Consider the following 25,893-nt stretch of genomic DNA (forward strand, 5'->3'; position numbering starts at 1 on the left):
ACCATGAACATTCTCATTGTTACCCTCCATGTCGCCCCTTCGGCACAGGCCGTGGCACTTGCGGCGGGCTGTCTGAAAGCGGCATTGCCGCACCATCTGCAAAAACAGACCACCCTGCTCGATATCTTTCCCGGCCAGCCCCACGAGGAGCTTTGCGCCACCCTGCTGGCGCACAATCCCGAGGTCATCGCTTTTCCCCTTTATGTCTGGAACCGGGCACAGATCCTTGAGCTGAGCCGCCGGCTGAAACAGGAACGGCCACAGGTTTTTCTGTTCGCCGGGGGGCCGGAGGCCGGTGCCGACAGTTTCGGGGTCCTTCGGGAAGGAGCTCTTGACGGGGTGATCCGGGGCGAGGGGGAACACCCCTTTGCCGAGCTGCTGAGCAACCTGGAGGCCAACAAGCCATTGACCTGCAGCGCTTTCGTCAGCCGGGCGGTCAGCTCCGCGGGCCCCCTGCCGCCGGCGGCCTGCAGTGATCCGGCGCAGCTGGTTTCACCCTGGCTAAGCGGCCAGCTCGAATTACAGGAGGGCTGCGGGGTGCTCTGGGAAGTTGCCAGAGGCTGCCATTTCAACTGCGCCTTCTGCTATGACACCAAAGGACGCAGCGGCGTCTGTCCGCTGCCGTTTCCCCGCCTGCGGCAGGAGCTGGAACTGTTTCGCCGCAAACGGGTCAGTCAGATCTGGGTGCTCGATTCAACCTTCAACGCTCCGCCGGAACGCGGCAAGAAACTGCTCAGGCTGCTGGCCGAGGTCGCTCCCGAGATCCATTATCATATTGAGGCCAAGGCTGATTTTCTCGATGCCGAAACCGCCGAGCTGCTGACTCGGCTGCCCTGCTCGGTGCAGATCGGCCTGCAATCGGCCCAGCCCGAAGTGCTCAAGCCGCTCCGGCGCAAACTGGATCAGGAACAGATGAGCCGACAGCTGCAGCTGCTAACAGACGCCGGTGTGACCTTTGGCCTTGATCTGATTTACGGTCTGCCCGGTGACAATCACCAGGGCTTCTGCAACAGCCTTGATTTCGCTCTGAACCGGCAACCGAACCAGGTCGATATCTTTCCACTGGCGGTACTGCCCGGCACCGAACTCTTTGCCAGCCAACAGGCGTTCGGCATTGCCGGGGAAATGGATCCGCCCTACCAGCTGACCGCTAACCGCAGTTACCCGCCGGCAGACCTGGCCGCAAGTCGCCTGCTGGCTGCGGCAACGGATATCTTTTACAACCGCGGCCGCGCCGTCGGCTTTTTCCTGCAACTCTGCCAGGCTGTACAGCAAAGCCCGGCAGCGTTGCTGCAAAGCTTTGCCGACTGGCTCATCCGCGACCGGCAACTCCCCCTGGAGCAGATCCTGGCCGCAGAAACCTGGTGGCCGACCGCTATCCTGCCGCTGCAACTCCAGTTCGCAGCAGACCGGCTCAAGCACCAGCAGCGCGGCAACTGCATCAGCATCGCGATCGATCTGATCCATTATCATTACCTCTGTGCCGAAACCGTCCTGGCCGACGAATGCTGCCCGATTGAGTTATCCGGCAAGCGCGGGAACCGTGGCAAGCTCCGCTGGCGTCGTAACCCGCAGCTGCACATCCATCAGTTCAATCATGCCCTGGCTGATATTGAAAGACATGGTGCGCTGCCGCTGACCAAGCTGGCCGGAAAATTGAAACCTGCCCGAGAATATGGAATTTTTCTACGTCAGGGGGGGGATTTTATTATCGAAGCGCTGAGTGACGAATTTGCGGAGTTCCTGCTCGCGGCAGACGGTCGCCAGGACATGATCAGCTTCAGCAGGAACTTCCCGGCGGTCAGCCGGGATGAAGTGGATTTTGCCATCGCCCAGGGACTGCTGATCCCGGCCAACGCATAAGTTTTCAGATTGGCAACGAGCAATTTTTCGTTGTGGCTAGGAAATCAAGGGCTTAGGCGGAGGCGTAGTTCTTTACGCCGCACAAATAAGCCCGCAGATTGACACCGCCACGGCGGGAAAGGACCGTTTCCGGATGAAAACCGGGTAACAAACTACTTCAACAGCAGGTCGACAACCCCCTGATAGGTCTGCCGCTTGCGCTCAGAACGACCATACAGCGTCGAAGAAAACAACGCTGTTGCGGCATGCTCACCGAGCATGGAAAACAGCTGATAGTCGATGGATTCCAACTGCTCTTTCTGAATGAACAACCGATAGATCGCCAATAAGCCGATCATCTGCCCGTGAATAACCAACGGGATGGCAACAATCGGCGAAAGGATATCGTCCGAACCACCACTGACCGAGCCGGGGAGAAAATAGTTCTCTTCCTGGGCCGCGGTTTTTCCCAGCACCCCTTCGCCGAGGGGGACTTCGGGGAAATTCTCATTGGTATCAAACCCCTCCCCCGTTTCAAAGTGCAGCTTATTGGTATTTTTGTCATAGAGGAAAACCGCGAACTTCTCCGCCCCGACAAAATTGATCACCACTTCCTTGATAATCTCCAGGGTCTCTTCACGATCCAGGGTGGAATGCAGCCGGGACGAGGCAATATACAGATTGGTCAGGTTATTATTGACCTCTTCGACCTGCACCAGCTGATTGGCAAAATCGAGATTTTCCTGTTCCAACTCGCCGATCCTGCGCAAAGCATCGTCCTGAGCATTGCGCAGGTGGGTGCATTCCTGTTCGAGCAGCTGCATTCGCCGGCTGAGATTATCGTCGCCCCCCTCTTGCTGAAGCTGGGCAGCCTTCTGGTCGAGCACCAGCTGGGCCAGCATCCGTTTGCTCTTTTGATCCGGATAAATAAAGTAAACCCCGCAGCCCTTCTGATCGTCATCAGCGGTTCGCTTGATCTTGCCGAACAGGGTGATGGGCTGGCCATCCGCCCCTTCCAGGCGGATCTCCACGGTGGCGTTTTCCTGCAACGGAGTTGACGATTTCAGATACATCCCGCTGGCGGAAAGGTCCTCCGCTCTGGCGACATTGATCTTTTCACCTTCATATATCTGGATCGGGATTTTGACTTTGACCCGTTCATTGAGCCGGCGGCGAATATCACCGAGCAGCCGCTTGACTTTCTCCTGCAGCTCCTCCTTATTCACCGGCTTGGTGATATAGTCGTCACAGCCGGCGTCGAGGCAATTTTGGACTTCTTCCGGTTTGCCGGCCGCAGTGACCATGAGAATCGGCAGTTTATGCCAGCGGGAATTTTTACGAATGGCGCGACAGACCTCGTCACCATTGATGCCCGGCATATAATAATCAAGCAGCAGGATATCAGGGGAAATCCTGTCCAGCCGTTTCAGGGTCTCTTCACCCGAGGATGCAGTGACCAGTTCATAGCCGCAGCCTTCAAGGTACGAGCGTTCCAGCTCCAGAAAAAGGTCGACATCGTCAACCAGCAGGATTTTTGCCATAGTCAATCTCCCGAGCAAAAGAAGATTAAATATACTTCATATATAGATAAAAGTAAACAGACGGTTCACCGCCTGCGATCTGACCGCCCGGTGACGTCACCTGGTAAGCACAGGCTAAGACAACTCGATCATCCACTACATATGGAAAAGGCTCCCGGGAGTTTCCCGGGAGCCTTGCAGAAAAGAAGCTTGATTCTGTCTTGTCTCAGGCGACAATGGCGACATCTTTCAGATAGCGCGGCCGTTCGGCTATGAAATTGACGATTTCATCAACCGCAGGGACACGCCCGGCAATGCGGACCTGATCATCTATCATCAGAGCCGGAACCACATAAATCCGGTTATCGATCATCTTTTTTGAATCATTGTACTGATGGACTTCTGCCTCAACTCCAAGTTTACTCAGAGCTTCACGAACGTTTTCAACAGTATTCTGACAAGTCTCAGGATGCCCCGGTTTACAGAGAATATCGATTCGCATAAGTGAGCCCTCCATGCTTGAGGTTTACAAATCAAAAAGCGGCTCTTCTTCGGCAAGTAATCAAAGCCTTGAAGATTTCTGGTAACCTGAATTATTACCATTTTGGTTAATTATAGCCGTTCCTGCCCGCTTGGCAAGAAAATTCTACGCCAAGCAGAAAAAAACCATCAGCGTTCAGCAGTTACCACGAGCTCACCATCTTTCAGATCGACCAGCAACCGACTCCCTTCCGGAAAATCGCCGGCGATAAGGGAGCGGCCGACCTTGGTTTCCAGCTGCCGCTGGATAAACCGTTTCAGCGGCCGCGCGCCAAAGATCGGATCGTAGGCGGTCTCGGCAATGAAGTCGCAGGCGGCATCCGTCAGGGTCAGAGTCAAGCGCCGTTCAGCAACCCGTGCCTGCAGTTCGGCGACCAGCAGCTGGACAATTTGCCGGATTTCCTGTTTGGACAGCGGCTTGAAGATAACCGTGTCATCGATCCGGTTAAGGAATTCCGGTCGAAAATTTCGCCGCAACTCCTGTTCGACCTGGTGCAAAACGGTTTCGGGGATCTCCCCGTCGCGGATGCCTTCCAGCAGGTACTGCGAGGCGATATTCGAGGTCATGATGACCACGGCGTTTTTGAAACTGACGGTCCGTCCTTTGGAATCTGTCACCCGGCCGTCATCGAGCACCTGCAGCAGGACATTGAAGACATCCGGATGGGCTTTCTCGATTTCGTCAAAGAGCACCACCGCATACGGCTGCCTCCGCACCGCCTCGGTCAGCTGGCCGCCCTCTTCATAGCCGACATAGCCGGGAGGGGCTCCCAGCAACCGGCTGACGGCATGCTTTTCCATATATTCCGACATATCGATGCGAATCAGATTGTCCTCGCTGTCAAACAGGGCTTCGGCCAAGGCCCGGGCCAACTCGGTTTTACCGACCCCGGTCGGGCCGAGGAAGATAAAGGAACCGATGGGCCGACGCGGATCCTTGATGCCGGCCCGCGCTCTGATCACCGCATCGGCTACCCGCTGCACCGCCTCATCCTGACCGATGACCCGCTGATGCAGGATCTCGTCGAGCTTCAGCAGTTTATCCCGCTCGCTCTCAACCAACCGCGTGACCGGGATTCCGGTCCAGCGAGAAACAATTTCGGCAATCTCATCATCGGTCACTTCTTCCCGCAACAGTTTGGCTTGCGCATCGGCACTTTGCAGCTTTTCCTCTTCCTGCCGCAGTTGTCTTTCCAGTTCCGGCAACCGGCCATGTTTGAGTTCCGCAGCCCGGTTCAGATCATAGCTGCGTTCCGCCTCGCCGATGGCCAGGCGCACCTTTTCAATCTCTTCACGCAACTGCTGAACCGAACGGATGCCGCCCTTTTCAAGCTGCCACTGGGCAGCCAGGGTCTGTTCGTTCCCCTTCAATTCGGCCAGTTCTTTCTGCAGCACCGCCAGCCGTTCCTTGCTGGCCGGATCCTTTTCCTTTTTCAGGGCCGCTTCTTCGATTTCCAGCTGCATCAGCCGGCGGGTAATCGCGTCCAGCTCGGCAGGCATGGAATCGATCTCAGTCCGAATCGTCGCACAGGCCTCATCAACCAGGTCGATGGCTTTATCCGGCAGAAAACGGTCGGCGATATAGCGATGACTCAATTCTGCGGCTGCAACCAGGGCATTGTCCTGAATTTTGACCCCGTGATAAACCTCAAAGCGCTCTTTGAGTCCGCGCAGGATACTGATCGTGGCCTCAACGTTTGGCTGTTGAACCATGACCGGCTGAAAGCGCCGTTCCAGGGCCGGATCTTTTTCCAGATATTGGCGATATTCGTCCAGGGTCGTGGCACCGATACAGTGCAGTTCCCCCCGGGCCAGCATCGGCTTGAGCATGTTGCCGGCATCGATAGCGCCGTCGCTTTTGCCGGTCCCGACAATGGTATGCAGTTCATCGATAAAGAGCAGGATCCGCCCCTGGCTGTCATGAATTTCCTTGAGCACGGCTTTCAGCCGTTCCTCAAATTCTCCCCGGTATTTTGCACCGGCGACCAGCGCTCCCATATCGAGGGAATACACGGTTTTCCCTTTGAGCCCTTCGGGAACGTCGCCGCGGACAATCCGGTGGGCCAGGCCTTCGACAATGGCGGTTTTACCAACCCCCGGTTCACCGATGAGCACCGGGTTATTCTTGGTCTTGCGCGACAGGATCCGGATCACCCGGCGAATTTCTTCGTCACGACCGATCACCGGATCGAGTTTACCTTTTTTGACCTCTTCAACCAGGTCGCGACCATATTTGGCCAGGGCTTCATAAGTCGACTCCGGATCCTGGCTGGTCACCCGCTGATTGCCGCGAACCTGGGTCAAGGCCTGTAGCAGCTTGTCGCGATCAACATGCAGTTTTTTGAACAGCCGCCCGGATGCGCTCCGCTCCCCTTCGGCCACTGCGGCCAGCATAATATGTTCAACGCTGACATAGTCATCCTTCAGCTGTTTGGCCTCGTTTTCGGCCTGCAGCAAAAGGTTGCTGAGCCGGCGACTGGCGTACAGTTTGGAGCTGTCGGCCCCGGGACCACCCATCCGCGGTCGGTTTTCGAGTTCTTTGCGCAGCCCGTCGACAACTTCAGGAACAGCGATATTCATCTTCTGTAACAGGCGCGGAGCAAGACCTTCCTGCTGTTCAAAAAGCGCCAGCAGCAGATGTTCACCATCAATTTCGACATGGCCTAGGCGCAGGGCGTGAGCCTGAGCGGCCTGTAAGGCATCCTGAACTTTCTGGGTGGTTTTATTCATGTCCATTTTTCATCACTCCTGTTTCGCCTGATTATTTTATTATAAACGGCCAGCCCGGCCGGTCGTCCCGAGCGGTTGAGAGAGCCGCCGGTGATGCATTTATAGTATAACGCCTGTCTGGCGCTTCGCGGTAAAAAGCCAGGGTCTGGCGACCCTGGCTTGAGTTGCTAATAATGTTCATTCCGGATCGTTTGCACCGACTACCTCAATGCAGGGTTTTGACGGCAATCCGCTTCGGCTTGGCTGCCGCGCTTTTCGGTAACCGCAGGGTGAGGACCCCATCTTTCAAGGCAGCCTCGCCGGCATCAGCATCAATCCGCTCGGAGAGCTGAAACTGCCGGTAATAGCCATATTGTCTCTGGTCTTCAGCGGCTTCCACCGCTGCCTCCAGGGTCAACACCCCGCGGGAAACTTCCAGTTGCAACGCGCTTTCCTGCACTCCCGGCAGGTCGGCCAGCACCACCAGTTCATCAGCAGTCTCATAGATATCCACTGCCGGGGTGGCCCAATGCAACGGCTTTGCCTGGTTTATTTTTTCAACGGAATCGAGTTCCTGTTTCATCATCTCTTTGTCACTCATGGTTTTATCTCCTCGAAAAATACGTTATTGAATCGATCTGTCCACTCTTGGTTCAGCCGACATTGACGGCGATTTTCTTCGGTAAAGCCGCCGCGGCTTTGGGTAAATCAATTCTGAGGATCCCGTGCTTATATTCAGCCTCGACCTTTTCGGTATCCAGTTCCGCAGCCAAAACCAGCGACTGTTCGAAGGCTCCGCTGCGCCGTTCTTTGCGATACCAGCGGACATCGTCACCGGCAGGCGGATTATCCTGGAAACGACCGGAGATAGTCAGCTTACGGCCCAGGACATCAATGCTCAGTTGCTCTGGGTCGAGTCCGGGCAGCGTCGCTTCAACGACAAAGGCAGCTCCTTTATCTTCGGCTCTAAGCAGGCCGACCGCGGGACCGGGACGGTTGCTGCCCATCAGGCCGGTGTGGCGAAAAAGCCGATTCATTTCCCGTTGCATGCTGTCCATTTCGTTGACAAATTGTAATGCGAACATATGTTTTCCTCCTCTGTGGGTTATTTTCGTCTTGGTTGCCTTTCTGGTATGGCTTCATTACAAATGCAATGCCAACTTCGTCAAACATATATAACATATTGTTTTTATTAATTTTTACAGAGAAAAAGCAATCAGGAGAAGAAAGCCGGCGACGTCGCAGCTGTTGCATGGGCAAGCGGCATGCGACAGCTGCGACGTCGCAGAACCGGACAGGCTCCGTTTAGGGCTGGATAGACAGGGGACAACGGGGAATGGCGCTAGTTTAAGAGGAGATGGCATCAAAACCGGGACTGTCCCCGCACGGGGGCTGTCCCAGGTCTTTGCGGTGCTAACCGCTACAGCTTTCATGGCTCGCAAACTCTTGGGACAGCCCCCGATGGCCCTGGGACAGTCCCGAGTTTACTGCAAAGTTGCTCAAACTGCCATTCGGGACAACGGGCCAAGCTTGGGCCTGAACGTTGCCAGGCCCCTGTCCCAGCGCGCTCTGAGCACAACAGCAAGGAGAGCCCCTGATGGTTTGACACACGGCCAGGCTCGGGGAAAAAGAACGGGAGATTACTCGGTCAGTTCCTCACGGCTCAGATTAAGCCGCTCAAGATGCCGGTACAGGGTGGCTCGATGCACCCCCAGAATCCTGGCCGCCTCGGACAGGTTACCGGCCGCGGCCTGAAAAGCCTGGCGAATATTCTCCTCGGTCAGCAGCGGGCGCTGCCCTCCCCCGACCGGGACATCATGACCGTTGTTCTGGGTATAGATCGGAACCGCCTCGTGGTGGGTATAGGGGACAACCATGGGTAGATGACGCTGGGATGCCGGAGTCACCGACTCGGCCACGGCGCGGGAAAACTGCTGCCGCTCACGAATCCATTCGGTGAAAGCGCGGGCGCTGATCGCTTCAGTTTCAGTTTCGATCACCACCCGTTCAATGACATTGCGCAATTCACGCACATTACCGGGCCACAGGTACGACTGCAGCAGCCTGACCGCTTCGCTGGTCAGCCGCTTGGCGCCCTTGCCGTAATGGGCATTGAAACGGGCCAGAAACATCTCCGCCAGCAGCGGGATATCCTCGGGGCGTTCCCGCAACGGCGGCAGATGAATCCGCAATACCGCCAGCCGGTGATAGAGATCAGCCCGAAAACGTTTTTCGGCAACAGCCTGTTCCAGCGGCACATTGGTCGCACCGATAAAGCGCACATCGACCTGCCGACTGCTCTCGCTACCGACGCGCTGGACCTTGCCGTCCTCCAGCACCCGCAACAATTTGCTCTGGGTCGCCATGGGCATATCGCCGATCTCATCGAGAAACAGGGTGCCCCCGTCGGCCCGTTCAAAATAGCCGCGATGATCGCGCAGCGCCCCGGTAAAAGCGCCCCGTTCATGGCCGAACAGCTCGGACTCGAGCAGCTGCTCGCTGATAGCCGTGCAGTTCAGCGCCGCAAAGGGTTTGTGATGGCGGGGACTCTCCTGGTGCAAAGCCTCGGCAACCAGTTCTTTGCCAGCGCCGGTCTCCCCGGTAATGATGACCGCCGCGTCCGAAGCCGCATACAGGCGGATTTTACGAAACACTTCCCGCATCGCCGGGCTGACCCCGACCAGGTTACGAAACCCGGTTTCCTGCCTGCTTGCCAGGGTTTCCGTACGCAGGCTGATGCGAACCAAGCGGCCCAGGTAATCTTCGGTCAAACCGGCAAACTGGATATCGGCCAGGAATTCCGGCTGGTCCGGCCGAATCCGCAGCTTAATCCCGTCGAGATCCCGGCCATGGGTCAGGACATCATCCACCAGTTCGGTTAATGCAGGGACCGCGTCAGGGAACATGGCATCCACTGCGCGGCCGCGAACTTCGAGCAGATCGACCCCCAGCCAGCCGGCAAGGCGTTCGGACAGGCGATGAACCTGCCAGCCCCCGTGGCCCCAATACACCAGGATAATATCCGGGGCAACAGCGGGCAGATGTTTGGAATTGTGATCTTTAGAAATCGCCATAGCAGATGGAATAAAATCGAATCAATTTTCGGTTAGTTTTCTCAATAAAAGAGAAACTGTTTTCCGGTTTCTCTGGGAATCATAACAAAAATTCACTGAAAGCGTTGAGAAACTATCAGCCGGCCCCAAAACAGCGTTAACAACTCTGCAAATCCTCGCACCAGCGGCCTATAATCCTGGTATTCCTGACGCAATCCCATTATGATAGGCAACGGAAACCAGCCGATCCGCTGGCCTGTTCAAGCGGTCGGCCGGACTCGGGGGCACAGCTCAATTTTGGTGAGATCCCGTGCAGTTAGCTCTTAGATCATTCTGAAGTATTTGGCTTGTGGGCAAAACAAGCTGCCGTCAGCGCGCAAAAGCTCCAGAATGAATCAATGTGGCTCCCCGCACAGGGCAAGAGGGACAAGGAGCGGACATGAGCATTTTCCAACGCATCGCCAGCGGTTGCACTTTGTTTATTCTTCTGTTGAGTGGTTGTTCGGCTGTGCAGATCGCCGGAACCACCAGAGTCGACTGGCGGCAGGTTTCGCTGGTCAGCCTCGAAGCACCAGAGGCGGACCCTTGGCAGCTGACCCCGCTCATCAAAGCTGAATTGATCGGTCTCGGCTTCAAGCCGGTGGACCCGGGGGACAAAGCCGACCTGCTGGCCCGGTTCACCGCCGTGGCAGGCCCTGACCTGACTGCAGACAGCAAGATTGTCACCCGCCTGCACAGCCTGCATATCGAATTTCTCAATCCGCAGAACCGGACGATCGTCACCGCCGTCGATTATTTTTACCCCAATGGTGTCGATCTGCCCGTTCCCGCCAGCGGGGTGAAAGAGGCCTTTGCCGAACTCCGCCAGAATATCGCCGCCCAACAGGGGGAAACCCCGGCACCGGCCAGCGCCGTAGTGCCTGCCCCACCGGCGACACCGGCCACCCGTCCGCAAGCTCAACCGCCAGCGACCGCAACCATGCCCACGCCGCCAGCAAGTTCCGTCCCAACCAACCAGAGTGTTGCAAGCGATGCGGTCCAATCGGCAGCGAAGCTTAATCCTCCGGCTGCGGAAAAAGCCGCCCCTCAAACCATTTCAACCAGCGAAACACAAGAACCGTTGCCCCGAAAAAATCGTTCACCCTGGCTACCGAAATTTCAATCCTGGGGGGTTGAACATTGGGGAGACGCCGCTGACAGCGGTTATTGAGCAGCTGCCCCGGGCTAGTTGTCATCCGGAAACGGCCCTTTTCCGCCGTGGCGGTGTCAATCTGCGGGCTTATTTGTGCGGCGTAAAGAACTACGCCTCCGCATAAGCCCTTGATTTTCTTACCACAACGAAAAATTGCTCGTTTCCAATCTAAAAACGTATGCGTTGGCATCCGGAGTTTCCGGATGCCAACGAGCTATTCCGGCGGTATATGCTGCAACTCCGCACAGATCCGTTCGAACTCGTCCTGCTTCAATTCCAAGGGTGGCATTTGTGCAAACGGCCTGACCTTGCGGGGATTTTTCAACCACTTTTCCAGGTTCTCGACAGTCCAACGCTGCTGTTCGTCGCCAAAACTCTGCGGATAAAACTCAGAAAAAATCCCCGACAGGTTCGGGCCGATGAGGCCATGCCCCAAACCGCCGAACCGGGCGGTCAAAGCCCGATGGCACCCCCCGCAATGTTTTTCGAACTGGAACTCGCGGGTCACCTCTGCCCCTTCAAAGTGCACCACGGTCGGCTGTTCCTGCTCCGGCGGGGGCACAGTCTGGCCCCCCTCTAGAATGGCATTGACCAGGGCGATACGTTGGCTTTCGTAAAAATGAAATTCAGGCATGAAGAGGACCGGATTGCGGATACTTTCTTCCAATTCCTCCGGGCGTCTGGTCTGCTGGGCCAGATCCAGATCGGCGGCCAGCAGGTTGCCCTGATTGCCGCTGCGATGACAACGCCTACAGGCATAGTCCTTGAGCAGTTGGCGACCACTGACCGCAAGCGGGTGTTCCGGTAGGGTAAAGGCGACATAGCGCGCCGCTAGCAACCCCTGATGAGCGATATTGAGCCGTTTGGTCCCGGCAAAGCCACGATGACAGTCGGTACAGGAGCCGCGCTCCGGGTAATGAAGCGGATGACAATCAAGACAATGATTGACGGTTCCAGCCGTTTTGGGCAGGTCTGCCGCAGCCACGCCGACGCCAACGACAACCATGAGCAACGGGATCAGAAGACGAAGGACCAATTTTCACCCCGAAAAAACATGGCAATGATTGTCAACAGGACAATCCCCACAAAACTCAACACAGTGAGTAGATTGATGAGGCGCTGATCTCGGGCAAACCAGCGGGCCCGCTCAGCCGGCCTGCTGCAGGGCAACCAGGGCAGCACCAGAAAGAACAGCCCCAGGGACAGGATCAGGTAGACCAGCAGGCTGGAATAGCTGACCAGCTCCTGGGTCCACATCAGAAACCAGGCCGATTTGGACGGATTGGGCACCCGGCTGATATCCGCCGGACCCTGCAGCGGAGCCGGGATAAAAATCGCCAGCACCAGCAGCACCAACGCCAGCACGACAAAGGCGATCTTGATGATGCGGAAAAAGTGGGGAGAGGATTTGACATAATCACTCATAAGTACGGCAACACCCCCTTGTCCTTGCGAATGCGATAAAAATGCAGGCTGCAGAGAATCAACATACACAGCGGAAGCACCGCGATATGCAGAACATAAAAGCGCACCAGTGACAGCGGCTGACCAATATCGTCCGGCACCAGAAAATTACGCAGAAACTCACCGAAGGGCAAGGTTGCGAGCAGGTTCATCCCGGTCTGGGTGGCCCAGAGCGCCAACTGGTCCAGCGGCAGCAGATAACCGGTATAGCCTTCGAACAGGGCCAGGCAAAGCAGGCCGAAGCCGATTACCCAGTTGAGCTCGCGGGGCTTGCGAAAGGCCCCCGTCAGCAACACCCGCAGCGTATGCAGAAAGATCAGGACCAGGAAAAAGTTGGCGGCCAGCCGGTGCAGATTGCGGATGTACCAGCCGCCCGGAACCTGGTTCTCGATATAGAGGATCGACTCAAAAGCCCCTTCGGCAGAGGGCTGATAATGAAAGATCAGCAGCGCCCCGGTCAGAATCAGCAGCAAAAAAGCGGTAAAGGCCAGCCCACCCAGGCAGAAGGTATAGGTCAGCTTCAGGTTCCGGCGCAGCACCACGCGCGGAAACAGGTGTTTGATGAACTCTTTGACGAAATCGTCATCCTTTTTCATATCAGAACCACCAGTTTGTTGCCGCGCTCTTCAACAGTCAGTCGGGGCAGCGGGCGCTCCGCCGGCCCTTTGAGGACGTTTCCGGCACGATCGAACACACTGCCGTGGCAGGGACAGATCAGATTTTCAGCGGTCACATTGACGGTACAGCCCAGATGGGTGCAGACCAAGCTCAGCGCGTAGACATCATCTTCGCCACGGATCACCGCCACCCGTGACCGTTTGAAGACCAGCGCCCCGCGCAGCGGAATCGCATTTTTCTGCACTTCCAGCAGTGTTTGCCGGCGCACTTTCCGACCCGGCACCAGAAAACGCCACAGCGCTCCCAGCCCCCCGAGCAGAGCTATTCCGGTGAGGAATCTGCGCCGCGACCGAGCAATTTTTGCCATCGTTCCACATAGGCCCTGGTATAGGGGCCATCCTTTTTATTGAGCTCTGAAAACTGTTGCGGGCTGATAAAAGACCCGTTACTGACCTGCTGCCCCTGCTGATTCCAAAACGAGGGCAAAGTCATTCCGTCAAGATCGATACGATAAACCCGGTCATCTTCAGATTCCAGCAGATAACGCCGCCGGTCGTCATGACAGCTGTCGCACATGACGCTGCCACGACGAACAGTATGGGGGAAAAACGCTTTCCATTGCGCACTCAGCAGGCGGTTCTCCACCCCGCTGGAATCCTCGCGCAGATCGGAATAATAGGCGATAAACTCCGGTCGGATCGGGCTGACCCGGCCACGCGCATTGAGGCCGAGCGGCGGAGCATCCTGCTTGCGTAAATAGACCCGGGTCAGGTAATCGCCCACCGGCGGCTCAGCCACATGAAACTGTTCAATCTTGTCCTCGTTATCCTTGCCGATGCGCAGATAAAAGGTCCCGTATTCCTGCGCCGCCCAGGCGGAATGACAGGCATAGCATTCCAGCTTTTCCAGATGGGCGGCGATGCCGTGCTCAATCACCTGCGGATCCGGCTGATGACAGTCCCGGCAGCTTTGCGCGCTCTTGTGTCCGGCAATCAGGCTGGCCATGGTATGGCAGTCCTGACATTGCAGGCCGGCTTCGGCATGCAGGTCGGGGCGCATTTTGAGATAGTGTTCCCCCAGCAACTCCGGACCACGCTGATAGCGGGGATGGTCTTCACGGGGTGCTTTGCCGAGATATTCCGGGCCCACAAAATAGCCTTTATGGCAGGACAGGCACTGTTGCTGGGTCGCGGCACCGATTTTGTGGCCATCCCCGCCATGGCAATCCAGACAGTCGGAAACATGACAACTGGTGCAGTTATTGGCAAAAAAGTTGTCATCCAGTCCGTGAAAGGCGGTGTTGGCAAAGTGCTTTTCAGCCCCCCGCACGGTCATGGCCTGGTCAAAAATCTGCCCATAGCCCTGATGGCAACCGGTACAGCCCGCGGCTCTGGTGGCCAGAGAGGATGGCTGCGCCAAGCGCTCCGAGCCGGAACTGTGGCAGGCAGCACAGGCCAGTTCGGCATGCACGCCGGCCAACTTGACCTGGGCTGCGAAAACCGGCACGCCCCCACTCAGCTCAAGGCTGAACAGCAGCACGCTTAAGACAACTGTCCAACGCATCGTAATCCAGTTCCTTCTGATAAATTGGATCTTTGGAGTCATTGTGGCAGACCAGGCACAGGTTGACCGCGAGAATTTTGTTCACTTCCCGGGTATTAAACGGCCGCGAACCCTCCCGGGTAATGGCGGAAAAAGCCTTGACCTGACCTGCGTTCATGGTGACATAGCCATCGAGCGGTTTTTCAGCCGATTTTTCACAGAGCATAGTCGCTTCGATACTATCGGCGCTGACCACGTGCTGACCAAAGCCGAGGAACGCCGGATTGGCATGACATTCGGCGCAACCGATGGCCCGGGTTCCGGTATTGTGGCCGAAAAATGGGGCAAAGCGCAATTGCTGGCGGCCGTTGTAAAGGGCGACGTATTCATCCAGCGGCTTGTTCCCCTGCTGGTCGATCACCGTCACAAAGGTCTGACAGCCGGGGGTGACCGTGGACACCTTGCCACGTTGATTGAGGGCCAGGGGAAAAGGATAGAGCATCCGATAATCTTCGGTTTCACTGAACTGGCCCGGGGTTTTCACCCCCTTGATAAAATCGGTCCCGAGTTCGCGCTGATCATATTGGGTGTGGCAGCCGTAGCATTGCGCGACGCTCCGGGAATGACAGGCATAGCACTCCATCCGTTCGTGACCGACGATGGTGTGTTCCGGGGTCCCGGTGATCACCTTGCTTTCCCGCAGCTTGCCATCCCGCTTGCCCTGCAGCCAGACCTTACCGTCGGCCACAAAAACATTGGAATATTTGCGCCCTTTGCCGGTCAGGACCATCTCATCCCCCTGCTTCATGGGGTGCTGATAATGGGCCGATTCGCGCAGGACCTCGTCGTTTTCACGGCTGATCGGTTCGCTCCGCGGCCGCTGCCGGGCTGACCCGTGGCAATCTTCGCAGGCGATCTCGGTCTGCAGGTACATATTTTCGTAGGCATAGCCGTCCCCCATGACATCGCGCGAGGTGTGGCAATCGATGCACTCAAGCCCCTTTTCATGGTGAATATCGGCTTGAATCCTGGTCACATTTCGAGCCCCGCCGATAATCTTCGGCCCCGGATCGCCCGCGGCGGTCGGAACCAGGCCGTTGTTTCCGTCGTTCCACCCCTGGTAGGACAGGGCGATCCGGCCGCTGCGATTATGGCAGCGCACACAGACCTGGTTGTCCGGCAGCACGGCCATTTCGTGACTGGCCGAATGGGGCCACTTCCCCTTGACCGTGGCATCGTTCCCCTGGTAGGTGGCATTGTCGTTATAGGGGAAATGGCAGGCCGCACAGCCGGAGGCGTGACTGCCGCTCCATACCCGGTTCATATCGATGCCAACATGGCAGACCGCGCAAAATTTCCGGTACAGTTCGCCGGACAGGTTATCCAGTTCGGCAACATTCGCCAAGTCCCGCGGCAGCCCGGCCGCGTCATGCACCGCTTCACCGCGGGTTGCATAGAGTGTTCCGTCCTCACCTTCCCAGGTTTTCTGGATATTTTTGATCATGCCGGTGTTGGTGTACATCAGGTTGCCCCGAACCCGCTCCAACTGGTAGGGATGACAGCTGCCGCAGGTTTTCTCCCAGTGGGCGGGATCAGCAGGATTTTTCGGCCCGAACATGGTCCGATGGGAGGCTTTTTCTTCTCGGGCCGCGGGGTCGCCGCCATGACAGGAAACACATTCCAGATGCGACGCGGAGGCCAGTTCCAGCCCCTGATGACATTGGGCACAGGTCGAACCGTCGCCGGCGGGGCCGCGACAACCGGCAAAAAGCAGGCCGAGGACAGCCCACAACAGATATATCAGTCCCGCTGGTCTCATGACTACGATCGGTATCTCACATGCTGCTGGCAAGCGATAAAATCCGGGATGAAGTTCAATACAAGGGGCAGGATCCAGCGCAGTCTAGCACGGATCGACTCCACGAAAAACACTCCACCACAGTGATCGGACTTTTTTCTGGCTGGAACAGGACAAAGAAAAACCGCTCACCGTGACCAGCGAGCGGTTCATGGCCGGAAAGCCCATCCGGACTATTCAGTCCGATCAGAATCCTGCTCTTTTGACTTCATCCATAACGCGGCCATCCCCAACAGCCCCATGCCCTGCAGATGCCGGGAGGTCTTTTTGGACAGATGGGCCATGAGCAGGCGGCGCTGATTGATCTGGGCCAGTTCCTGCGGGGTCGAGGTTTTATCCAGCAGGTAGAGGTCGCGCTCCTTGCCAAAATAGCGCACATTGGGGCCAAGTTTGACCGCTGCTGATTCCAAACGAACCGCGCCTTTTTTGATATAGGCCGACACCGCGGAATCCGGATCACTCACATCGCCGAAGATCCGGGCTCCGGCCAGACAAGTTTGCACACAGGCCGGCTCCCCGCCCAGGGCAATCCGCTCGACACAGAACGTGCACTTGTCCGCTTTCGGCTCATCACCATCTTCATTCATATACCGGGCCGTATAGGGGCAGGCTTCGGCGCAAGCACCGCAGCCAATACAACGCTCCTTGTCGATCTGGACGCTGCCGTCAAAGGGATCTTTCCAGGTCGCAGCCACGTCCATGGTCTTGGTCGTACCGTCTTTACCGGTAAAAGTCTTGCTGACCGTGTCAGCCGGGCAAACCTCGACGCAGGACGGCTTGTCGCAGTGATTACACAGGCCCGGGTAATAAGTGTAGGCCAGCCCCTTCGGGGTTTTTGTCGGCCCGAGGCGCTCAACCCAGCTGCGCCGGCGGACCCGGTTTTCCGAATCTTTGCCGACCGGGACATTCCATTCCGCCCGACAGGCAACCGAACAGGCATGACAACCGACGCATCTGTTCAGATCTATGATCATTCCATATTGGCTCACGAGTTTCCTCCATCTGGTCTGAAAAACGAATCCAACCTATCCTCCCTGCGAAAATAATCGGCTCAGGCGGGGATGGACAGTTCCTTGCCGTCTTTGATAAAGCGGACAAAGTTGTTCCGCATGCCGTGGGTGCCGGTCTCGGGATCGATGGACGGATTGCTGATCAGGCTCTGATCATCCACCCCGGCTCCAACCCCGACCGTCAGCGCCGGATTCATGGAGCCATAGCCATGGGCCATGTAGACCGTATCGGAGCGGATCCCCGGAGTGACCTTGACCACGGTCGCAGTCCGCGATTTCACCCCTTGGTCATTGACCAGTTCCACCATGTCCCCGTCTTTCAGTCCCATTTTTTTGGCGCTCTGCTCGTTCAGCCAAACCGGGTTGAGAGTCGATTCCTGGTGCAGCCAGACATTGTTCTGGGTCCGATTGAAGGTGTGCACCGGCAGCCGCCCGTAAACCAGACGAGCATAACCGGCAGGCGGTTGCGGAACTTCGGTATAGGTCGGCACCGGAGGATAGCCGGCCTCTTCAAGGGCTTCGCTGTAAAAGACCACGTCCAGTTCGACATCATAGGGATCTTCCCCTTCCTGGAGATGGATGCCGTCTTCGGCGCGCAGCTGCTTGAGGGACAACGTCGGCTTGGCTCCGGCCAGCATGATATCGACCATCTCCTCGGCGGATTTGGCCTTGATGTGTTCACCGTAACCCATCCGTTTGGCCAGCTCGTTGGTGATCCAGACCGAATCCTTGCGCTCGTGATCCTTGGTTTCAGGAGCGACCAGCGGCATGCGGGCGGCGATATACTGCTGATGTTCTTCGGCAAAATCCCACTGGGTGCCACGCTTGATGTAATCGTAGCGCTCCAGATAGGAGACCTCGGGCAACAGGATATCCGCATACATGGTGATATCGGTCGGCATCACGTCACAGACCAGGACAAAATCCATCTGCTCCAGCATGGCAATGGTCTGGGCCTGATTCGGCACCGTCTGGATCGGATTCTGGCCCCAGGTCACCATGGCTTTGATCGGATAAGGTTGGCCGGTCAAGGCCGCGTTACGGATCAGATCGGTCGGGGTTCCGGGTGGTGAAAACTTGTGGACTTTTGCCAACCGCCGCAAGGAATATTCTTCGGCATGTTCTTTCATCGGTGTGGGCCAGCTGAACCGGCCGAGCTTAGGCCCGATGGGGCGGACAAAACCGCCGACTGAACCGATGGCGCCAAGCATTCCGGTCAAGCAGGCCATGGCCCGCTCACGCTGGAAGTCGTTACCATACCAGCTGGTATGCCGGCCCGGGTGAATGGCGACATGCGGCATATCGGCGGACAGCATATCGGCAACCTGCTTGATCTGTGCCTCGGGCACATCACAAATTTTGGCCGCCCAGCTCAGGCTGGCGTGGGCGATCCCTTCACAGAAATCATCGAACCCGTCGCCATTGTCATCCACATACTCGACATTGTATTTTTCGTTTTCGGCCAGGTAATTCATGATCGCGAGCAGGAAAGCGGTGTCGGTGCCCGGTTTGATCTTGACCCAGACATCAGCTTTGGCAGCGGCGGCCGAGAAACGGGGATCAACCACGATCAGCTTGGCACCGTTTTCCAACCCTTTCAGATAACGCTTCAAATGAGAGACATGGACATTTTCCCCCAGGTGGCTGCCGAGCAGGAAAATCACCTTGGCGTTGGGCATGTCCACCTCTTCCCCGGCCGGTACGCCCAGGGTGGCCAGGTAAGCCAGGTCGCGCGCGCCACGGCATTGGAAGAAGGAGGCTTCGGAATTGTTCGGTGTACCGACGACATGCTCAAAAAAGTGCATCGGATAAACAGCCGAAGAACCATGGGGAAAAATGGTTATCCCCTGCGGGCCGTATTTATCAATGGTGGCTTTGAGCCGGGTCGCACACTCATCGAGGGCTTCGTCCCAGGAAATCCGTTTCCACTTCGGAGCACCCCGCTTGCCGATGTTCTTCAGTGGATACTTGAGGCGATCGGGATCGTAGAGCAGCTTGATCCCGGCATTGCCGCGGGCACACAGGCTCTTGCCGTTATCGATGCTTTTGGGATTCCCCTCCAGTTTGACCAGCTTGCCGTCCCGGACCTTGCCGATCACCTGACAGCGCCAGAAACACATCTCGCAAATACCGCCGGTCACGGTCTGCGTTCCCGCCATGCTGCCGGGAGAAACATACGGGTATTTCACAAAAGAATCGTCCGCTTGGACCAGATTGGCAAACGGAAGTACGGCTGCGGCGCAGCCGGTCGATTGCAAAAATCTGCGGCGGGTCATCTTAACTGCCATGATCCTCTTCCTCCTCGGTAAAAAAGTCGATCAACGAAACCAGGACCACATAGTAGGGGTGCCTGCTTTCACGACTGACACGCTGATAAAAACTGCCAAACCACGGCCGAAAACACTGCCGGAGAAAAAGCTCCGCCGCCGCTTCCCTCCCCTGCTCCAACAGCAGGGCAACAAAACGCAATTCATTCCCCAGATAATCGGGAATATCATGACTGCCCCGCAGCTCGAAATTCTCCTGCCGGTAAAACGCCTTGGCCCGCTCGGCACTGGCACCGTAGAGCATCCCGTCTCCGTCGAGATAAACCGAGCCGTACGGCGGAGCGATCACATGAGGAACGGCGTTGATAAACAGCCGGGTATACTCAACCTGGAGACCTTCAAACTGTTCCGGGGACGCCGGGTAAGAAGGGAACATTGCCTCAGCAGAAATGCTGCCGATCTCGTGCAGGAGTCCTTCCAGAGCGGCCCAATATGCGGGCGTCAGCCAGGACCGCTGCGGATATTCCATGGCCGCGGCCAAAAAACACAAAATCTCCGCAAGCCTGGTGCAAGCGTTACCAACCGGTTTTTCCATCGCCATTGCCATTATCCGACCACATTTTTCAACAGGGGTTCATTCCGGCGGTCAAGTTCCGTTCCACCTGAGCCCCTCCTGACAGGTTATCGAAGAAGTCCGGCCGGGGACTTGTTCGAGCATGAGCAGAAAAAATCAACCGCTGCCGGCCTCACCACCTCACCCCCACGAACAGCCATCGGTTTTACTTCCCGGCTTTAGACCACCAAGCAATCGGCCATCAACTGACAGCCTTGCCTGGACCAATGGCAGCCAACTGCGCCGGCCCGGTCGCCTGGATAGCTGCAGCGACCGGGTATCCGTTCCGGCAGGTCGAAAATCAGCAGCCTTGCAGTTTGGCACCGCCACCTTTTTTCGGAGCGCCGTCTTTGGTTTCGATTTTGATTTTATCGCCGACAGCAAAATCCTCGGCCTTGCCTTTGGTGATCTTGATGGTAACCATTTTGCCGTCAACAGCGGTCACTTTCCCTTTGTACTCCGCTGCAAAAATAAGCCCTGAAAAGCTCAACGTCAGCAGACATGCCAGCACCAGAACCAACAGTTTTTTCATGAACAATCTCCTTTCGGTTGTTTCACTGGGGTCACCGGCGCGGTTAACCGCACCGGCGACCCCAGCCAGCAAATGATGCAGGTTAGAAGATGACCTGAACCTGGCCGACAATGGTTTCGAAATCCTCGACGGAGTCTTCCTTGTCGTAGTCGAGAGTCGAATACTCAACCGTCACTTTCAGATTCTGGCCGCGCAGGTAATAGTTGAAACCGAGCCCCATGATATCGACTTCCTGGTCATAGACATCATTCAGCTTGGCGAATGACCAACCTTCAGCACGGGCAAACAGTTGCAAGGGCAGGTTCGGCAGCATGTAGCCGACCTTAACGTAGCCGCCGTTCTTCTCGCCGTTGAGCCCGGTCACGTCAGTATCCGGAGTGCCATTTTTATAAGCATCGTCCATGTCATATTTGACATAGGCACCCGACAGGGTAAATGTCCCCACGTCTTCAATCGGGTATTCGGCAAACAGGTCAACGGTCCAGGCGCTGTAATCGACTTCTTTATTGCCGGCGTAGGCAACGGCGGCTTCGGTCTGATAAGCGGCCCCAATGGTCAGGACTTTCTTTTCACCCAGGTAGGTCCCGCGATAGCCGTAACCATTTTCCGGATCCAGCAGGGTCACGTGAACACGGCCGGTGAAACGGGGATTGGACTCTGGAGAGGACGCCGAATCATTGCGGCCGTTCATGACATCGAAGCGGTACTGGAATTTATCCTCAAACAGGTTGCCCCAGACGGCCACGCCCTTGTCCCGGGTGGAGACAAAAGGAGCGCGGATCATGATGGAGCGGTCCAGGGTCAGCGGCATTTCGCAGGCTTCCAGGTTTTCCCGGGTCAGGTTGTACTTGAATTTCCCCATCCACAGATTGAAGCTGTTGCTGAATTTGAAGCGCAGGACTGCGTCGAGCATTTCAAAATCGCCGTCGCTGCCATCCGACACACCGAGGGGCAGGATGTTGCGATCTTCCGAATATTCGGTCTGCACATAGAGACCGAAGTTATCACCCCAGGCACCCATCAGGGCGAGCCGGTTGCGGCGAAAGTTGAATTCGGTGGCATCGCCGTCGCCGTCAGGGCTGGCGCCGGTATCGCGATGCAGCACCTGGAATTGACCTTTGTAGTCGAGTTTCAAAAGCCCCTCGTCATCAGGGCCGAAAGTCCAGATCGGGCCGGCCAAGGCACTACCGGCGATCATGCAGAATGCCGTTGCAACTGCACAAAGCAAACCTGCTTTCTTGAGCATAGTCATACTTAAAGTCTCCTTTTTCAAAAGAGCTCCAGTGGTGCAGAAACACCACTGGAGACAGTCATTGAATCAGAACTAGCAGCCGCCACCCAGATCACCGGAACCGGAGGTCGGAGCACCACTGTCTGAACCGGAATCGGACACCGGAGTGGTCTGGTATTCATAGTCAGCATCTTCCACCTGGTTGGCCGTGGCCGGAGTCAGTGACAGGGCTGAACTATCGGCGTTCAACGGTTCGATCTGCTTCATCCGATCGGCATTGTAGTTGATGACGCTCATATAGGTTGTGGAGTCGGTTGCCCAAGCGGAGTAATCCACGGTCCCTGCAGCCAATTCCCCGCCTTTACTGGCGTCAGCAGACATTTTGCCCCACTGGCTCCAGGAACCGTCATAGGTCATGGCATCGACCCCGAGGATTCCATCCAGGACAAAGAAACCGACCGAAGCGATATAACCGGTCCGGCAATAGGAATAGATCGGATTGCTGTAGGATCCGTCCATAGAAGGCGTCGTTCCGCCCAAGGCCTGCAGCGCTGCTTCAATCTCGGCAGCAGATTTGAAACGGAAATCACCATTGGCGTAATCGACATTGAAGTTCGTATAATTGAACGATGTTCCGCCTTGCAAGGTTCCTTCAAAGACCACGTAATCCCCGGCCACATCACTGAACACGCCGGGCGTTGAGCCGATGGCGCTCTTGTCACCACGGAAATCAATGGCCATGCCGCGTCCATCGCGCACGGCATCCATCAGTTCAGCCAGCGACACGCGGGTATCGAGTTGGGCGCCGCTGCTCAGGTCGGCCACGCTCAGGGTCGATGCGGTGATGGTCGGAACCTCGGTGGTCAGTTCGGGTTGCGGCCAGGCAGCGTTATAGCCGTTCAGCACCTTGATACGCTCTTTGGGGAAACCCCAGTAACGGAACAGGAAATAAGCGCGACTGGGGTAATAGGTGGCAGTCGCCGAAGAGGTGATGACCACGGTGGTATTGGCGTCGATCCCGGCGGCCTGGATTCTGGCATCCATGCTGGCACCGTCCAGGACCATATTGACGGCCGGAGCCGGACCTTCGGTACGGGTAATGGCCTGGCCGGTGATATTCCAGAGCTGGGCTCCAGGAATGTGGGCGGCGGCGTAGGCATCGGCAGTCGTGACATCCAGGATGACAACCTTTTCACCGCTGGCAGCATTGACCAGGTCGCTGTTCATCCAGCCTTGCAGGGTCGCATAGTCGATCAGCACCTCACTGGTTGCCGTCGCGGAGGGAGCGGCGATGGTGGTGGTCCCGCTACCGTCGGCGTAAGCACCGTCAGCAGCTTCGACCTGGCTCTGGACGACATCACTGTCATCGGTGGGGACATCCCCGGTAAACGGACTGGGCTGAGGTTCAACCGCCGCAGCGATATTAAGGGTTTCGATGGTCAGTGGGCCGGGGTAGACATTTTTGTTGTAGGTGTAGGTATCGCCATTCAGGTACATGTCGATGGCCCAGGGTGAGTTGACGGGCAATTCGCCACCGGCAGCTGAATTATTGGAATATTTGCCGAGCTGGCTCCAGGAACCGTCATACAGCTGCACATCGGCATCCAGAATGGCATCAAGGGCAAAGAACAACGGGGTGGCCGAGTAACCGCTGGTGCAGTACACGGTTGCTTTTTTCGAGGCATCCCAGCCTTTGGCAGCGAACAGAGCTTCGATCTCGGCAGCGGTCTTGAATTTACCGGAGCTGAACATCTCACCCTGGCTCAGATACTGGCCGCCTTCCGGATGGCCGTCGACCACGACGACGTCGCCGCCCAACAAGCCTGAGGTTGCGTTGTTGCCGAGATAATAAGTGGAGCCGCGGGCGTCAAAGACGATATTCGTAGTTGAGTTAGGTAAGGTTTTGATAATTTCAATAATTTCGCCGACCGAGGCACGGAGGTCATCATTGAGCCCGGCCAGGTTCCGTACACTATAGGTCGAAGGAGTGGGACTCGGAACATTTTCGTTCATCAGGTTGGGGTATGCGGCGGCAAAAGCGTTGTTCCCGCCGTTCAGAAGCTTCAGGCGGGATTTCGGGAAGCCCCAGTAACGGAAAGTCCAGTAAGCCCGGGTCGCCATGTACGGGCTGCCATCTGTGGTAAACACGATGGTGGTGTTTTCATCGATCCCCAGGCGCTGAATGACGGCATCCATCATCGCCCCGGTGGCTACCAGCGGAGCAGCGTCAGCCACGCCTTCAAAGCGGGTCAGAGTCAGGTCGGCACCTTCTACCCGGCAGGCACCGTCGATACGCTCGGCACCAGTGGAGCGGAAGTCGAGGACGACAACTTTTTCACCATACCCGGTCTCATTTCCGACCAGCCCGGCATCCATCCAGGACTTGAGTGTGGCAGGTTCAATCAGCACATTGGTTGCAGCTCCACCGACAGCGGCATTGTCGGTTTCTGTGGGGGTGTCATAGCTGCTTCCTCCCCCGCCGCCACAGCCCCAGACAAGCAACGTGGCAGAGATTACGAGCAGAAACAACGCGCCCATTCTCAGAGAGCTTCGTTTGATCCTTCCTGACATATGACCTCCTTTGGTTTGACAGGTTGAATAACCCGCATGTTGAATAGAATCGACGAATGAATACCTCTCTCAGCACAACTGATTAAAATAAGATAGAAAGAATAACCTTTCGTAAGAACGAACATTCTTTTCTCACAGATAGTGCGAAAAATACCCTGATATTTTCCGTAGATCAAGGGCTATTTTGATGGATTTCAAACAAAAGTTGATAGAATCAAAAAACGTCTGGCTAACTGCTGGAGATGACTATTTATTCATCGATAGATATGTATAAATATTCATATTTTTAGATTTCTAGAATTCTTTTCCCGATTTTATTTACGGGCTTTTTTTTCAGCATAGACAAATGTATGCTTAACAATCCGTAACTATCATCGAACTCTTATTTATTTTGTTCCTGTAACCAATTGGAACTTAAGGGGATCAATGTACGCCGAATATTTCGGACTCACTGAAAAACCGTTTTCCATCGCCCCGGACCCCGGCTATCTGTTCATGAGCGCCAGCCATCGGGAAGCTTTGGCCCACCTGCTCTACGGTCTGCAAACTGAAGGGGGGTTTGTCCTGTTAACCGGTGAAGTCGGAACCGGCAAAACCACTATTTGCAAAAGCCTGCTCAACAAAATCCCCCCGTCAATTGACCTGGCCTTTATCCTGAACCCGCGCATCACCGAAACCGAGCTGCTCGAAACCATCTGTGACGAGTTGCATATTCCCAGACCGCTCGGAACATCCAAAAAAAATCTGGTTGATCGCCTCAACCAGCATCTGCTGGAGACGAACGCCAAAGGGCGCAAAACCGTCCTGATTATCGACGAAGCGCAAAACCTTGCCGTGGAGGTTCTGGAACAGCTGCGCCTGCTCACCAACCTGGAGACAGACAAGCGCAAACTGCTGCAAATCATTTTACTGGGCCAACCGGAACTGCGCGAGATGATCAACCGCCCCCAGCTCAGACAGTTGGCCCAACGCATCACCGCCCGCTATCATCTCGGCCCCTTGGCCAAAACCGATATCGCCGGCTATATCTTTCATCGCCTGCAGACCGCTGGTGGCAAAGAGATGCTGTTCAACAAACAGGCCGTCAAAGAGATTCATAAACAGAGTCTGGGCATTCCCCGCCTGATCAATCTGCTTTGCGACCGTTCGCTTTTAGGTGCGTATACCCAACAAAAAAAGCTGGTCACAGCGGCTACAGTAAAACAGTCCAGCCGGGAAGTTTTTGACCGTCAGTCAGACAACCGTCGCCAGATCTTTTCAGTAACTGTGCTAATTACGCTTTTTCTAGCGGCCGGGATCGCCTATAGTCTGTTTGCTCCGAAAAACCACCT

20 protein-coding genes and 1 pseudogene are annotated in these 25,893 nt (G+C 56.3%); 3 read left to right on the plus strand and 18 right to left on the minus strand.

The genetic code is table 11. The annotated features are described in order from the left end of the window. Positions 1 to 3 precede the first annotated feature (3 nt). Complete coding sequence (locus N909_RS0106000; protein WP_051689570.1) at positions 4 to 1,863, plus strand: B12-binding domain-containing radical SAM protein; 1,860 nt, start codon at positions 4 to 6, stop codon at positions 1,861 to 1,863. 152 nt (positions 1,864 to 2,015) lie between these two features. On the opposite strand, the gene N909_RS25200 is transcribed toward N909_RS0106000, so the two are convergent. The 6 genes from N909_RS25200 to N909_RS0106035 form a co-directional block, all read right to left on the minus strand. Next, entirely contained in the window at positions 2,016 to 3,383 is a 1,368-nt protein-coding gene (locus N909_RS25200; RefSeq protein ID WP_051689571.1) for a response regulator, read from the minus strand. Positions 3,384 to 3,588: 205 nt separating this feature from the next. Further along, on the minus strand, positions 3,589 to 3,864 hold the full coding sequence (locus tag N909_RS23690; RefSeq protein WP_029912891.1) for a thioredoxin family protein: 276 nt from the start codon (positions 3,862 to 3,864) through the stop codon (positions 3,589 to 3,591). Positions 3,865 to 4,031: 167 nt separating this feature from the next. Next, positions 4,032 to 6,638, minus strand: a complete 2,607-nt coding sequence (clpB, locus tag N909_RS0106020) for an ATP-dependent chaperone ClpB (protein WP_029912893.1) — start codon at positions 6,636 to 6,638, stop codon at positions 4,032 to 4,034. Between the two features lie 199 nt (positions 6,639 to 6,837). Further along, complete coding sequence (locus N909_RS0106025; RefSeq protein WP_029912894.1) at positions 6,838 to 7,212, minus strand: Hsp20/alpha crystallin family protein; 375 nt, start codon at positions 7,210 to 7,212, stop codon at positions 6,838 to 6,840. A 52-nt stretch (positions 7,213 to 7,264) separates the two neighbouring features. Continuing rightward, positions 7,265 to 7,696: an Hsp20/alpha crystallin family protein gene (locus tag N909_RS23695; protein ID WP_036682940.1), complete on the minus strand. Its 432-nt coding sequence runs from the start codon at positions 7,694 to 7,696 to the stop codon at positions 7,265 to 7,267. 555 nt (positions 7,697 to 8,251) lie between these two features. After that, positions 8,252 to 9,685 (minus strand): sigma-54 interaction domain-containing protein, encoded by a 1,434-nt coding sequence (locus N909_RS0106035; RefSeq protein ID WP_029912898.1) that lies wholly within the window; start codon positions 9,683 to 9,685, stop codon positions 8,252 to 8,254. Between the two features lie 418 nt (positions 9,686 to 10,103). On the opposite strand from N909_RS0106035, the gene N909_RS0106040 reads away from it, so the two are divergent. After that, entirely contained in the window at positions 10,104 to 10,874 is a 771-nt protein-coding gene (locus N909_RS0106040; RefSeq protein WP_029912901.1) for a hypothetical protein, read from the plus strand. Between the two features lie 196 nt (positions 10,875 to 11,070). On the opposite strand, the gene extS is transcribed toward N909_RS0106040, so the two are convergent. The 12 genes from extS to extH all read right to left on the minus strand — a co-directional run bounded on the left by extS (position 11,071) and on the right by extH (position 24,562). Beyond that, positions 11,071 to 11,892 carry a selenite/tellurite reduction operon c-type cytochrome lipoprotein ExtS gene (gene extS / locus N909_RS0106045; RefSeq protein ID WP_036682943.1) on the minus strand — a complete coding sequence of 274 codons (822 nt, stop codon included), beginning with the start codon at positions 11,890 to 11,892 and terminating at the stop codon, positions 11,071 to 11,073. Beyond that, positions 11,874 to 12,281, minus strand: a complete 408-nt coding sequence (gene extQ, locus N909_RS0106050) for a selenite/tellurite reduction operon b-type cytochrome membrane protein ExtQ (RefSeq protein WP_029912907.1) — start codon at positions 12,279 to 12,281, stop codon at positions 11,874 to 11,876. The genes extS and extQ overlap by 19 nt, the downstream gene beginning before the upstream one ends. Further along, on the minus strand, positions 12,278 to 12,916 hold the full coding sequence (locus N909_RS0106055) for a cytochrome b N-terminal domain-containing protein (protein ID WP_029912910.1): 639 nt from the start codon (positions 12,914 to 12,916) through the stop codon (positions 12,278 to 12,280). Before N909_RS0106055 ends, extQ begins: the two co-directional genes overlap by 4 nt. Then, positions 12,913 to 13,305: a QcrA and Rieske domain-containing protein gene (locus N909_RS0106060; protein ID WP_029912913.1), complete on the minus strand. Its 393-nt coding sequence runs from the start codon at positions 13,303 to 13,305 to the stop codon at positions 12,913 to 12,915. Before N909_RS0106060 ends, N909_RS0106055 begins: the two co-directional genes overlap by 4 nt. Further along, positions 13,260 to 14,501, minus strand: coding sequence for a selenite/tellurite reduction operon b-type cytochrome iron-sulfur cluster-binding subunit ExtO (gene extO / locus N909_RS0106065; RefSeq protein ID WP_029912916.1), 1,242 nt, complete (start codon positions 14,499 to 14,501; stop codon positions 13,260 to 13,262). The genes N909_RS0106060 and extO overlap by 46 nt, the downstream gene beginning before the upstream one ends. After that, the gene (gene extM, locus N909_RS0106070) at positions 14,458 to 16,299 is read right to left on the minus strand and encodes a selenite/tellurite reduction operon c-type cytochrome ExtM (RefSeq protein ID WP_029912920.1); all 1,842 of its coding nucleotides are present in this window, start codon (positions 16,297 to 16,299) and stop codon (positions 14,458 to 14,460) included. The genes extO and extM overlap by 44 nt, the downstream gene beginning before the upstream one ends. 212 nt (positions 16,300 to 16,511) lie before the next feature. Next, entirely contained in the window at positions 16,512 to 17,327 is an 816-nt protein-coding gene (locus tag N909_RS0106075) for a 4Fe-4S dicluster domain-containing protein (protein ID WP_084167518.1), read from the minus strand. A 62-nt stretch (positions 17,328 to 17,389) separates the two neighbouring features. Continuing rightward, entirely contained in the window at positions 17,390 to 19,636 is a 2,247-nt protein-coding gene (locus tag N909_RS0106080) for a molybdopterin-containing oxidoreductase family protein (RefSeq protein WP_029912925.1), read from the minus strand. Next, on the minus strand, positions 19,626 to 20,216 hold the full coding sequence (locus N909_RS0106085) for a TorD/DmsD family molecular chaperone (RefSeq protein WP_029912935.1): 591 nt from the start codon (positions 20,214 to 20,216) through the stop codon (positions 19,626 to 19,628). The genes N909_RS0106080 and N909_RS0106085 overlap by 11 nt, the downstream gene beginning before the upstream one ends. A gap of 313 nt (positions 20,217 to 20,529) precedes the next feature. Then, a complete protein-coding gene (extJ, locus tag N909_RS0106090; protein WP_029912939.1) occupies positions 20,530 to 20,760 on the minus strand; it encodes a selenite/tellurite reduction operon protein ExtJ in 231 nt (76 codons plus the stop codon). Between the two features lie 82 nt (positions 20,761 to 20,842). Then, complete coding sequence (gene extI, locus N909_RS0106095; protein WP_029912941.1) at positions 20,843 to 22,012, minus strand: selenite/tellurite reduction operon porin ExtI; 1,170 nt, start codon at positions 22,010 to 22,012, stop codon at positions 20,843 to 20,845. A 72-nt stretch (positions 22,013 to 22,084) separates the two neighbouring features. Further along, positions 22,085 to 24,562, minus strand: a complete 2,478-nt coding sequence (extH, locus tag N909_RS0106100; protein ID WP_084167524.1) for a selenite/tellurite reduction operon rhodanese-like protein ExtH — start codon at positions 24,560 to 24,562, stop codon at positions 22,085 to 22,087. Between the two features lie 495 nt (positions 24,563 to 25,057). Between extH and N909_RS26530 the strand changes: the two are divergent. Next, a pseudogene (locus tag N909_RS26530) lies at positions 25,058 to 25,504 on the plus strand (ExeA family protein); the annotation flags it as partial. Positions 25,505 to 25,893 lie beyond the last annotated feature (389 nt).

Source organism: Pelobacter seleniigenes DSM 18267, assembly GCF_000711225.1.
Taxonomy (GTDB): Bacteria; Desulfobacterota; Desulfuromonadia; order Desulfuromonadales; family Geopsychrobacteraceae; genus Seleniibacterium; species Seleniibacterium seleniigenes.